At 68.2% G+C, this 11,155-nt stretch carries 9 protein-coding genes; 5 read left to right on the top strand and 4 right to left on the bottom strand.

The window, feature by feature from the left end; genetic code table 11:
- Positions 1-4 precede the first annotated feature (4 nt).
- Both KL771_RS01525 and KL771_RS01520 read right to left on the bottom strand, forming a co-directional pair.
- Positions 5-949, bottom strand: a complete 945-nt coding sequence (locus KL771_RS01525) for an ABC transporter permease (protein ID WP_261966801.1) — start codon at positions 947-949, stop codon at positions 5-7.
- The gene (locus tag KL771_RS01520; protein WP_261966800.1) at positions 946-1,959 is read right to left on the bottom strand and encodes an ABC transporter permease; all 1,014 of its coding nucleotides are present in this window, start codon (positions 1,957-1,959) and stop codon (positions 946-948) included. Before KL771_RS01520 ends, KL771_RS01525 begins: the two co-directional genes overlap by 4 nt.
- A gap of 280 nt (positions 1,960-2,239) precedes the next feature.
- Between KL771_RS01520 and KL771_RS01515 the strand changes: the two genes are divergently transcribed.
- Positions 2,240-2,944: a hypothetical protein gene (locus KL771_RS01515; protein ID WP_261966799.1), complete on the top strand. Its 705-nt coding sequence runs from the start codon at positions 2,240-2,242 to the stop codon at positions 2,942-2,944.
- A 7-nt stretch (positions 2,945-2,951) separates the two neighbouring features.
- Here the strand turns inward: KL771_RS01515 and KL771_RS01510 are convergent, their stop codons facing one another.
- Positions 2,952-3,821 carry an N-acetylmuramoyl-L-alanine amidase gene (locus KL771_RS01510; protein ID WP_261966798.1) on the bottom strand — a complete coding sequence of 290 codons (870 nt, stop codon included), beginning with the start codon at positions 3,819-3,821 and terminating at the stop codon, positions 2,952-2,954.
- A gap of 219 nt (positions 3,822-4,040) precedes the next feature.
- On the opposite strand from KL771_RS01510, the gene KL771_RS01505 reads away from it, so the two are divergent.
- Entirely contained in the window at positions 4,041-5,783 is a 1,743-nt protein-coding gene (locus KL771_RS01505) for a caspase family protein (RefSeq protein ID WP_261966797.1), read from the top strand.
- A 276-nt stretch (positions 5,784-6,059) separates the two neighbouring features.
- Positions 6,060-7,187, top strand: coding sequence for an alpha/beta hydrolase (locus tag KL771_RS01500; protein WP_261966796.1), 1,128 nt, complete (start codon positions 6,060-6,062; stop codon positions 7,185-7,187).
- 117 nt (positions 7,188-7,304) lie between these two features.
- On the opposite strand, the gene KL771_RS01495 is transcribed toward KL771_RS01500, so the two are convergent.
- Positions 7,305-8,975, bottom strand: coding sequence for an ABC transporter substrate-binding protein (locus KL771_RS01495; RefSeq protein WP_261966795.1), 1,671 nt, complete (start codon positions 8,973-8,975; stop codon positions 7,305-7,307).
- A gap of 301 nt (positions 8,976-9,276) precedes the next feature.
- On the opposite strand from KL771_RS01495, the gene KL771_RS01490 reads away from it, so the two are divergent.
- The gene (locus KL771_RS01490) at positions 9,277-10,230 is read left to right on the top strand and encodes an ornithine cyclodeaminase family protein (RefSeq protein ID WP_261966794.1); all 954 of its coding nucleotides are present in this window, start codon (positions 9,277-9,279) and stop codon (positions 10,228-10,230) included.
- A gap of 167 nt (positions 10,231-10,397) precedes the next feature.
- Positions 10,398-11,153, top strand: coding sequence for a hypothetical protein (locus tag KL771_RS01485; protein ID WP_261966793.1), 756 nt, complete (start codon positions 10,398-10,400; stop codon positions 11,151-11,153).
- Positions 11,154-11,155: the final 2 nt, after the last annotated feature.

Here is an 11,155-nt window from a genome sequence, read left to right as displayed (position 1 = left end):
CGGCTCAGTCCTTCAGCGAGAGTTCGCGCAGTCCGTCGGCAACGAGGTTGAAGCCGAGCACCAGGGTCACGATGGCGATGGCCGGGAACAGCGACATGTGCGGCCGGATCGAGATCATGGTCGTGCCTTCCTTGACCATGGTGCCCCAGTCCGGATCCGGCGGCGGCAGGCCTAGGCCGAGGAAGCCGAGGATGCCGATGGTGATAATCGTGTAGCCGACGCGCAGGCAGAAATCGGTGATCAGCGGCCCGCGGCAGTTCGGCAACAGTTCCACGAACATGATGTAGAGCGCGCTCTCGCGCCGCAGTTCGGCGGCGGCGACATAGTCGAGATGGCGCTGCTCGAGCGTCAGGCCGCGCACGATGCGCGCCACGCCAGGGCCGGAGGCGAGCACCACGGCGAGCATGATGTTCAGGATCGACGGGCCGATCGTGGCGATCAGAATCACGTAGAGGATGATGATCGGGAACGACAGGATCACGTCGCCGGCGCGCGACACGACCGCATCGACCTTGCCGCCGTAGTAGCCGGCGAGCAGCCCGAGCGGGCAGCCGACCAGATAGGCGCAGAGGGCGGCGAGCGGGGCGACGGTCAGCACGCGCTGCGCGCCCCAGATGATGCGCGAGAGGATGTCGCGGCCCTTGATGTCGACGCCGAGCCAATGGGCGGCCGACGGGCCGGGATTGGCGAAGGAGGCGAGATCGGACTTGTTCGGCGGGTCGATCGGCAGCAGCGGGGCCGTGATGGCGAGGATCGTCCAGAACAGGATGATACCGATGCCGACCATGGCGACGCCGGAGGTCGGCAGGCGCCGGATCAGGCCGGGCGGACGCTCGATCGCGTCGGCCCGGGCCTCGGCTGCGGTCGGCTTGGCGCCCGTCCTCGCAGCGTCTTTCGGCGGGGCGTCGGGCGTCGGGACGGTCTTCGTCGGGACGGGGGGCGCGGTCATGACAGCCGGATTTGCGGGTTGAGGAAGGCGTAGCCGATGTCGCTGACGAATTGCGTCGCCACCGCCACCACCAGGGCGATGAGGGTCGCCGCCTCGACCAGTTGGATGTCGCCGAACAGCGACGCCTCCAGGATCATGCGGCCGAAGCCCGGATAGGAGAAGACCATCTCGGTCACCACGACGCCGGAGATCAGGAAGTTGATCTGCAGCAGGATGACCGTGAAGGGCGCGATCATGGCGTTGCGCACGCCGTGACGGACCACAACGTCCCGGAACGGCAGGCCCTTCAGGATGGCGGTGCGGATATAGGCCTTGCTCATCACCTCGGCCATCGAGCCGCGCACCATGCGCACCACGTAGCCGGTGTCGTAGAGCACCAGGACGGCGACCGGCAGGATCAGTTGCGACCAGATCGGCCAGCCCGCGCCGGCATCGAGCGGGCTGGTCCCCGGCAGCCAGCCGAGCCAGACCACGAAGATCGCAACCAGGAACACGCCGGAAGCAAACTCCGGCACCGAGGTCGTGACGATGCCGAAGACCGAGATCGTCCGGTCGAGCACGCTGCCCTCGCGCATGCCGGCGAGAATGCCGAGCATCAGCGCCAGCGGCACGATCAGACCGAAGGCGAGGCCGGCAAGCAGCGCCGTGTTGCCGAGCCGCTTCCAGATCACGTCGTTGACCGGGACCTTGTAGAGCGACGAATAGCCGAAATTCAGGAAGTAGCGGTCGCCGCGCGGGTCCTTGAAGTCGAGCCCGAGCGCGGGATCCTGCAGCGGATCCGCCTTGGCCCCGACCAGCACGCCGAGCCAGCGCGCGTAGCGGATCGGCAAGGGATCGTTCAGACCCAGCTTACTATAAAGGAGGTCGACGCTCTCCTGCGGCGCGTAGGGGCCGAGCGTCTTGCGCGCGACATTGCCGGGGGAGAATTCCGTAACGGCGAAAACCAGGAACGACGCCGCGAGCAGCGTCAGCACCAGAGAAACGAACTTTCGCACCACAGCCTGGATCATGACGGCATCCGACGGGACATGAGCATGAGATTACGGGCCATTCCTGACGCGGTGTTGTCCCGATTGCGACCCATCGGGCGACCTCGGCTCCGATTTCCGTCGCGAATGAACGATTTCGACGGCGCCGTTCGGATCGGCACGGCAGCTCCGTCGGCGACCGTTGCGGGTTTGCATCGCCACCCGAGGAAGGTGCCGATGCGGCTCGCCTGGGCTTTTGAGAATGTGACCGATATGTAACCGTGAGCAGGCTATGCGGCGACCCGAGTCAGACCTCTTCCAGATGCTCCGCCCCGGCCTTCCGGCCGCGTTGCGCCGCCCGTCGCGCGTGGGCCTCGCCGCCGCCCTGCTCGCGGCCGCACCGGTCGCGGCCCAGCATGCGGCCGCCGCCGATCTGGTCGCACCGGCGCCGGTCGCGGTCGCACCCACGATTCCCGACGCGAGCCTCCTGTCGCCGGCGCCGATCGCGACCGAGAAGCTGTGGGGGCTTGCCGTCTTCTTCGGCTCGTCGGGCGGCCAGCACGACATGCACCAGCTGCTAATCAAGCCGTGGCTGCTGCATCCGGAAGACTATGTCTGGTCGGGTGTCGCCGTGAACCGCCGCATCGGCCGGTTCTGGACCGATTTCTCGGTCGAACTGGAAGGCGGCGTCGGCCACCGCTTCGGCCCGCGCTATTCCGGCAACGAGGCCTGGGTGGCGACCTTCGTCCGCTATGACGGCTTCTTCTGGAACGATCGCCTCTACACGACGCTCGCGGCCTCGACCGGCCTCAATTATCTCGACAGCTTCCCGCGCGAGGAACTGGCGAGCCGCCGCCGCTCGCATATCCTGCACTATTTCGCGCCGGAACTGACCTTCGCGCTGCCGGACCACAAGGAGCACGAATTCGTGTTCCGCTTCCACCACCGGTCGGGCGTGTTCGGGACCTTCAACGGCGTCTGGGGCGGCTCGAACGTGGTTTCGGTCGGCTACCGGCACCGCTTCTGACAGACGGCTATTCGGTTTCGCCGCTGTCGGAGTCCGGCGGTTCCGTCAGCGCGCCGCCGTCCGGTGTCGGCATGCGGCAGGCGAGGGGTTCGGGCGGCTTGTCGCCGGGACACCAGTCAGCCAGCGCCGCGGCGACCGCGCGGGCGACGCAGCGGCGGAATTCCGGCCGGACGATCCGCCGTTCCTCCGCCCGGTTGACGATGACGCCGGCCTCGAACAGCACGGCCGGCATGGCGGCGGTCTTCAGCACGATCAGTTCGTCGTAACGATGGATGCCGCGCGCCTCGTCGAGAAACGGCCGGTTCTCGCCCGGGATCGGCTCGTTGTGGTGACGGGTCGGCCGCATGCCGATCGCCCGCAGCCGGTCGCCCAGCCGCATGGCGAAGCCGAAGCTCTCGGCCGGCCGCGCGCCGAGTTCGGAGACGAACAGGGAGTGGCCGGCGAAGAGATCGGAATAGCGACGCGCCGCGCCGTTTGCGAACCAGGTCTTCAGGTAGCGGTCCTGCACGGCATCGTGGTGGATCGACAGAAACAGGCCGCCGCCCATCTCGGCTGCGCGCCGGCTGCGGCTCTCCAACTGCGACCGGCCCGACCCGGTCGTCTTCATGACCTGCGTCGCCGTGAAGCCGGCCGCGACCGCCTCGCGGGCGATCGTCTCGGCAAGCGCCAGGTTCAGGTCGTATTCGCGCCTTCCGGTCGCGCTGGCGGAGCCGGACTGCTCGGGTGTGTGGCCGACATCGAGCACCACCACCAGATCCTCCGGCCGGCAGCCGGCCGGTCCAGGGGCGGGCTCGAGCGCCGCGGCCGGCGCAGACGCCTCCGCAGCCACCAACAGGAGCGCGCCGAGGCTGGCGGCAAGGCGGCGTGGGGGGCACACGGGCGGGCGATCCTCGACGAAGGGCGGGGGCGAACCCGGACGACTTGACCATTCCGGCGCCCCGGCGCGCAAGAGCCGTGGCCTGCAGCGGGCGGTTCCAAGTTTTTTGACGCCTTGTTGGGCCTCGGACATCTATCCGAACGATTGCATACGGCGCCGTTCCGTGGCGTGATCAGATCATCGGACCTGCCGGGGGGCAGCGGAAACGCGGGTGGGGCTATGGTCGGACGTGTGCTCTGGATCGTGCTGGTGGCCATCTTGGCGATGGCCGGGCTGGCGGGCGGACCGGCCGGGGCCGCCGGCAAGCGCGTCGCGCTGGTGATCGGCAATGCGGCCTATCCCAACGCGCCGCTGATCAATGCCGTCAACGACGCCGCCGCCATGGAGGCGCTGTTCAAGAAGGCCGGCTTCGATGCCGTCATCGCCGGCAAGGATCTCGACCGCGCCTCGATGTCGCGCATCCTGGACGCCTTCCAGGACGAGGCGCGCGGCGCCGATATCGCGGTCGTCTTCTATTCCGGCCACGGCATCGAAGTCTCGGGCATGAACTATCTGGTTCCGGTCGACGCCAGGCTGACCACCGACCGCGAAGTCAAGTACCAGGCGATCCCGCTCGACGACGTGCTGGCCTCGCTCGACAGCGTCGCCAAGCTGCGCCTTGTCCTGCTCGATGCCTGCCGCGACAATCCGTTTCTGACCGGCATGAAGCGGGTCGCCACCAAGGGCGCCTTCACGCGCGGCTTGGCGCGGGCCGAACCGGTCGTCTCCAATACCCTGATCGGCTATGCGACCGGACCGGGCCGCGTCGCCTTCGATGGCGACAGCGGACTCAGCCCGTTCACGGCGGCGCTGGTCGAACATCTGACCGAGCCCGGCGTCGAGGTCGAATTCGCCCTGCGCCGGGTGCGCGACGACGTGATCCGCTCGACCCGCGACATGGCGCGCCGGCAGAACCGGGAGCCGCAGGAACCCTATCGCACCGGTTCGATCGGCAGCGAGCCGATCATGCTCGGCGTCACGGGGGAGGGGGCCGCTCCCGTCCCGCCGTCGAACGGTACGGCCGGCCCGCCGTCCCTGACCCCGGCTCCCTCCTACGATGCCGACGCGGCTGCGCTCGGCCGGGCGGCGTGGGACGAATATGCCCTCAATGCGCTGGTCGCCTCGGCCCGCAATCCCGACATCCGCGTCGAGGTCGCACGGCGGCTCGGCGTCATCCAGGCGGAACGCCGCGGCCTGGAGGCGGCCGGCTTCGACCGCGAGAAGCTGCTGATCTTCATCGCGCAGGTCTGCGAGGCCTGCACGGCGCGCACCGCCGCGCTCGACCGCCTGCGCAGCCTGCCGAGCGCATCTCCGCCCGATCCGGCGCCGGTCACCCCGGTCTATGTGCCCCCGCCGGTTGCGGTCAATCCGCCGCCGCCGGTCTATACGCCGCCGCCGCCGCCCGAGCGCCGCACCTGTACGGTCGGCGGCTTCACGACGATGGTCGATCGCTGGCTCGCCCTGCGCAGCACGCCCTATGCCGACCCCACGCTCGGCAATCTGGTCGAGCGGCTCCAGGAGGACAGCCGCGTGCGGCTGATCGAGACCGGCGGCGACTGGAACCGGGTCGAGAGCGATACCGGCCAGATCGGCTGGGCCGCCGCGCGCTTCATGCGCTGCGAGTCGGGCACCGCGACCGCGTCCGTCGGCAGCACGGCGGGATCGGCCGGCCGGCTGACGACCAGTTCGGCCAACTACCACTATGTCACCGGCTTCACGACGATCGAGGACCGCTGGCTCGCGCTGCGCAGCTCGCCCTATGCCGATCCGACGCTCGCGAATGTGGTTGAGAAACTGGTCGAGAATACCAAGCTCAAGGTTTTGGAATCGCGCGGTGACTGGTACCGGGTCGAGGTGCTGCGCGGCCGCACCGGCTGGGTCAGTTCCCGTTTCGTGCGCTGCTGCCGCACCGAGTATCAGTGACCCGGACGGCGCGCGCGGGCCCGACGGGCCGGGGCCGCATGCCGGGCATCCGGCATGGGACGTCCGGCACGCGATGCTGGCCGGCATCGGCCGGCGATGCGGGCCCGCATCGGCCGGTTACGCTAGGAAGGACGCTCGCGCCTGTGCCAAGGCGGCGCCCTGACGGTCATGGTTAACGAATCCTCAAGTCTCCTCATCGACACTGTCTCCGGGAGCCTGTCCGCGGCGGTCGCATGACCGGACCGCTGCAGGCCGGGCTCCGCGGGGACCGAATTCATGCGCCTTGCCTGCCGTCGCCTTGCCTGCCACCGCCTTGTCTGCCATCGCCTTGCCGCTGCCCTGCTGTTCGCCGGTCTGGCCGGCTGGTCGCCGACCTCCGCGGATGCGGCCGAGGCCCTGCGCGATCCGGGCGCTCTGCGCCTGGCACGCGCCGACGGACGCGAACCCGGACATCTCGCCGTGGCCGAGACCCTGACCCGCATCGTCGCCTTCGAGACCGCACCCTTCCCCTATCGCGGCACGATTCCGGGCACCGGCAAGCCGTTTCTGGATGTCGAGCGTGATGGCCGCCTCGGCCACACGGCGCCGCGCGGCGGCGTCTATTTCGAGGACCGGACCTATTCGGACCGGCGCGTCCTGCTGTCGATCCCGCGCGGCTTCGATCCGGCACGCCCGACCCTGATCGTGCTCTATCTGCACGGCAACGAGGCGCGACTCGATCGGGACGTGCGCGATCGCCAGGGCGTGGCCCGGCAGGTTGCCGCCTCCGGCCTCAATGCCGTGCTGGTCGCGCCGCAACTGGCCGTCGACGCGCTCGATTCCAGCGCCGGCCGGTTCTGGGAACCAGGTCATCTGAAGCTGTTCCTGGAGGAGGCCGCCGTCCAGCTCGCGCGCCTGCATGGCGATCCGGTCAGCGCGCAGCGCTTCGCCACCGCCCCCGTGGTGATCGCCGCCTATAGCGGCGGCTATCTTCCGGCCGCCTTCGGGCTCGAGGTCGGCGGCGTCTCGGACAGGCTGGCCGGCGTGATCCTGCTCGACGCGCTGTTCGGCGAGGAGGAACGCTTCGCCCGCTTCATCGCCCGCCGCCGCAATGCCTTCTTCATCGCTGCAGCCTCGCCCGCGACGGCGTCCGCGCAGCGTCGCCTCGCCGGCATGGTCGCGGGAACAGGGCCGATCCAGTCCGGGCCGCCGCGCCGGATCGAGCCGGGCGATATCCGCTTCATCGAGGCGCCGGGCACCGAGCATCGCGATTTCGTCACGCGCGCCTGGACGGCCGAGCCCTTGCGGGCCGTGCTCGCCCGCATCTCCGGCTATCCGCGCGCCGAACTCATCGGGGCGTTGGACGGCACGGTCGATCCGATCATCACCGGCGCGGCGCGCGCGGGGGATGCGAAGCGGCCCTGAGGGGCGGGGCTGTATCAACGCGACCGGCACAAAAAAACGGCCGGAACCTGCGTTCCGGCCGGGACAAAGAATGAAGAGGTCGGGGTCGCCGCGGGCGGCGTCCCGACCTGAGAACGATCAGGCCTCCAGGCCGACGCGCCAGCCGAACAGGTAGTTGGTCGGGTGCATCGAGAAGCCCTTGACCTTCTTGTCCATGAAGGTGAAGGCGTTGCGGAAGACCGGCTGAACCAGCGGGCCGTCCTCCTGCATGATCTTCTCGAGCTCGGCGACGAGCGCCTTGCGCTTGGTCAGATCGACGACGCCTTCGGCCTGGGTCAGGATCTCGTCGAACTTCTTGTTCGAATAGCCCGACTCGTTCCACGGAACGCCGGTCCGGTAGGCGAGGCCGAGGCACATGATGGCGAGCGGGCGATGGTACCAGATGGTCACGCCCATCGGCACCTTGGTCCACACGTCCCAGTACTGCGCGCCCGGCATCGGCTTGATGGCGATGTCGATGCCCGCTTCCTTCCACATCTGCTGGCAGGCCTCGGCCATGGCCTGGAACCAGGCATGGTCGTTCGGCACGATGATCTCGCTCTTGATGCCGTTCGGATGGCCGGCTTCGGCAAGCAGCTTCTTGGCGGCGGCAACGTCGCGCTTCATCGGCGCGATCGCCGCATAGTCGGGGTGGGAGACCGAGCAGTGATGGTGCTCGCCGACGGTGCCGAGGCCGCGCAGGGCGACCTTGAGCACGGTCTCGCTGTCGATGGCGAGGCGCATCGCCTTGCGGACGCGGGCGTCGTCGAACGGCTTGGCGTCGCTGCGCATGCGCATGACGCCGGTCTCGGCGGTCGGCACGTCATAGAAGGCGAGATGCGGCATCGCCTTGAGGGCGTCGTATTGGGTCGGGTCGGCGAAGACCAGGCCGTGGATCTGCTTGGAGGCGAGCGCCGCGATGGCCGCGGAGGCATCGTCGCCCATGTCGATCTGCTCCATGCCGTCGAGGGCGACATCGCCGCCCCAGTAGCCGGGCTGCTTCTTGAAGACGGCCTTCTTGCCGACTTCGTATTCGACCAGCTTGAACGGACCGGTGCCCTGCGCGCCGACGCCGAAGACGCCCTTGTCGTCGGGATGCAGGATCGCCATCGGATAGTGGAACAGATGCTCGGGAACCGCGACCTGCGGGACCTTGCAGTTGAAGCGGACGGTGTAGTCGTCGACCTTCTCGATCGCGTTGGCGGCCCAGATCTCGGTCGTGTCCTTGCCGTCGGCGCCCTTCTTGTCGTTCAGCATGTAGCCCTTCATCAGGCCGATCATGGATGAACCGACCGCCGGGTCGAGCACGCGCTTCAGGTTCCAGACGACATGGTCGGCAACCAGTTCCTGACCGTTGTGCCACTTCACGCCCTTGCGGAGCTTGAAGGTCCAGGTCTTCAGATCTTCGGAGACGGTCCAGCTCTCGAACAGATACGGCTTGGTGACGCCGTCCCGGTCGGTGAAGGTCAGATACTCGACCACCTGACGCGAGATGTTGGAGTCATAGCCGCCCCACGAATAGGTGTGCGGCGACTTGATCTCCTTGATGCGGGTGCCGATGCGCAGCACGCCGCCCTTCGGCATGGCCGCCTGAGCCTCCGCCGCCGGGGCGAAGGGCTCGCCGGTGATCGAACCGGCCATGCTGTAGGCGACAGGAGCGGCGAGGCCGAGCAGCGTCGCGTAGCGCACGAACTCGCGCCGATCCATCGTCTTGTCGGAAAGCTGCTTCTTCAGGGAATCCAGATGGGGGACTTTGCGTTCGTCGCTCATAGAGAATTCGCCCTCTCCCGTTGATCTGCCTTTGCGGCTGCCGCGCAGCCTATGCACATTCTGCGGGTCTGTCGAGATGAATTCGGGCGACTTGTGTTGGGTTTTCTAGGTTTAATCTTTTGCGACGGCGATGTCGCAAACGCGACTGAAATATTGCGCCGCAATACACGGCACGAATACAAAGCATGCGATAAAAAGATGAGCACTCGACTGTCGTGCAGTCGAGTTGCGACTTGCCGAGCGTGGCCAGCCTGGACCAGACTGGCGCCACTTAGCGAGGGCTGGCTTGCCGGAGTTCGACATGCTGACGCTTGACTGCGACATTCTGGCGAAGGCGCTCGGATTTGGGCGGCTGATCGAGGCCCTGCGGCGGGGCCATGTCGATGGGGTCGATCTGGTCGAGAGGGTCCTCCTGACCGAGCCCGGTCCTGCCGGCGCGCCGCCGAACCACCTGCTGGTCTGGCCGGCCTGGCGCTTCGGCGGCTATGCCGGCGTCAAGATGGTCTCCGTCTTCCCGGCCAATCCGGACGCCGGCAAGCCGACCAACGCCACCGTCTATGTCCTGTTCGACGGCCGCGACGGCCGGCCGCTCGCCACGCTGACCGGGTCGGCGCTGACCACCATGAAGACGGCCGCCGATTCGGCGCTCGCCGCCGACCATCTGGCGCGGCCGGATGCGCGCGTGCTGGCGGTGCTCGGCGCCGGCGCGCAGGCGCCCTGGCAGGTCGCGGCGCTGCGTACCGTGCGGCCGAGGATCGATCGCGTTCTGATCTGGAACCGGAATGCGGCGCGCGCCGAAGCCCTCGCGGCGCATCTGCGCCAGGCGCTCGATGTCGCGGCCGAGACGGTCGCCGATGCGGGCGCGGCGGTCGCGCAGGCCGACATCGTCACGACCGTGACCGGGTCGACGGTTCCGATCGTCGAGGGCGCCCGCCTGCGCCCCGGCACGCATGTCGACCTGGTCGGCGGCTTCACCGCAGCGATGCGCGAGGCCGACGACGAGACCATCCGCCGCGGCCGGCTCTGGGTCGACACGCGCCGCTTCACGCTAGCCGATTGCGGCGACGTGGCCGGCCCGATCGCCGCCGGAGTGATCGGAGCGCAGGACATCGCCGGCGACCTGTTCGAACTCTGCCGCGGCACGGTGCCGGGTCGGCGGGAAGTGTCCGAGATCACCGTGTTCAAGAATGCCGGCGGCGGCCATCTCGACCTGATGACCGCGATCGCCTTCTACGAGCGGGCCGGCGCCGCCTGAGCGGGCGGTTCGGAGACGCCTGAACGGCCGTGTCGGAATGTGCAAAACCTGGTAATCAATCGTAAAATCCGTTGCTTTCTCGATATGTCGGCGGTTTTCTTTGCCGTAACAGAGTTTGGTTGGTCGCAAATTCAGGAAGTTGTATGTGTAGCGCAGCGTTCGGTGGCATGCCTGTCGATGACGATGCTTGGGCGCTGCTTCTCGAGGGGCATCACGGCAAGGTCTACCTGATCGCCAACAATCCCTTGATCACGGCCTCCGACATCCGGCGCCTTCAGATCGGGCCGGACGACATGATCGTGCAGTTCAATAAGACGATCCATGCCGAACGCCTCGCGTCGGTGGCGGCCCGCAAGGTGTTCGTTTATCGCGAGAAAGCGGACACCGGCATCTTCTTCGGCTTTCCCCCCGCCGGTGACGTCGCACGCGACCGGGGGGGCGGCGCCACAATCATCCTGGCCTTCAATGACGCGGTCGCGTCGGGCCGGCTCAGCACCGAGGTTCTGGAAGCCCTCGCCGGCGGCGGCGAGGCCGTCGCGGTCGCGGCCGTGCCGTGGCTGGAATCGGAATGGCTTGACCCGTCCCCCTTTCCGGATCGGCCGGTGACCCCCACGACCGGTCTCCTGACGCTGAAGGGAATGCAGGACTTCGCGGCGCGGGCGGGCCTGTCGACCACCTTCGTAGCGGTCGGCTTTTCCGGTTCGCATCGCCCCTTCTGGCGGGAGCACCACATCGCCCACGAGCGGGCTTGGCTGAAACGGTGCGGCGCGGTGCGGATCAATCACTCGCCGTGGGTGGCGGCGGTCGATCGTCTTCGCCGTGCCTCCAAGTCCGTCCGGCGGGTGATCCGACGCCCCATCCGGCGCCTGCGCCGGGCGGCGTCCCGCGGTTCTGCTCCGAACCGACCGTCGCAGCGCCCTTGACC

The organism is Prosthecodimorpha staleyi, from assembly GCF_018729455.1.
GTDB lineage: Bacteria > Pseudomonadota > Alphaproteobacteria > Rhizobiales > Ancalomicrobiaceae > Prosthecodimorpha > Prosthecodimorpha staleyi.
This window is presented reverse-complemented; position numbering and strand designations above follow the sequence as displayed.

What these genes read in the sequence shown, in the direction of transcription:
- KL771_RS01515 (WP_261966799.1), top strand. Translation starts at nt 2,240, where the DNA reads ATGCTCCGCCCCGGCCTTCCGGCCGCGTTGCGCCGCCCGTCGCGCGTG.
- KL771_RS01495 (WP_261966795.1), bottom strand. Translation starts at nt 8,975, where the DNA reads ATGAGCGACGAACGCAAAGTCCCCCATCTGGATTCCCTGAAGAAGCAG.
- KL771_RS01505 (WP_261966797.1), top strand. Translation starts at nt 4,041, where the DNA reads ATGGTCGGACGTGTGCTCTGGATCGTGCTGGTGGCCATCTTGGCGATG.
- KL771_RS01485 (WP_261966793.1), top strand. Translation starts at nt 10,398, where the DNA reads ATGCCTGTCGATGACGATGCTTGGGCGCTGCTTCTCGAGGGGCATCAC.
- KL771_RS01525 (WP_261966801.1), bottom strand. Translation starts at nt 949, where the DNA reads ATGACCGCGCCCCCCGTCCCGACGAAGACCGTCCCGACGCCCGACGCC.
- KL771_RS01520 (WP_261966800.1), bottom strand. Translation starts at nt 1,959, where the DNA reads ATGATCCAGGCTGTGGTGCGAAAGTTCGTTTCTCTGGTGCTGACGCTG.
- KL771_RS01500 (WP_261966796.1), top strand. Translation starts at nt 6,060, where the DNA reads ATGCGCCTTGCCTGCCGTCGCCTTGCCTGCCACCGCCTTGTCTGCCAT.
- KL771_RS01490 (WP_261966794.1), top strand. Translation starts at nt 9,277, where the DNA reads ATGCTGACGCTTGACTGCGACATTCTGGCGAAGGCGCTCGGATTTGGG.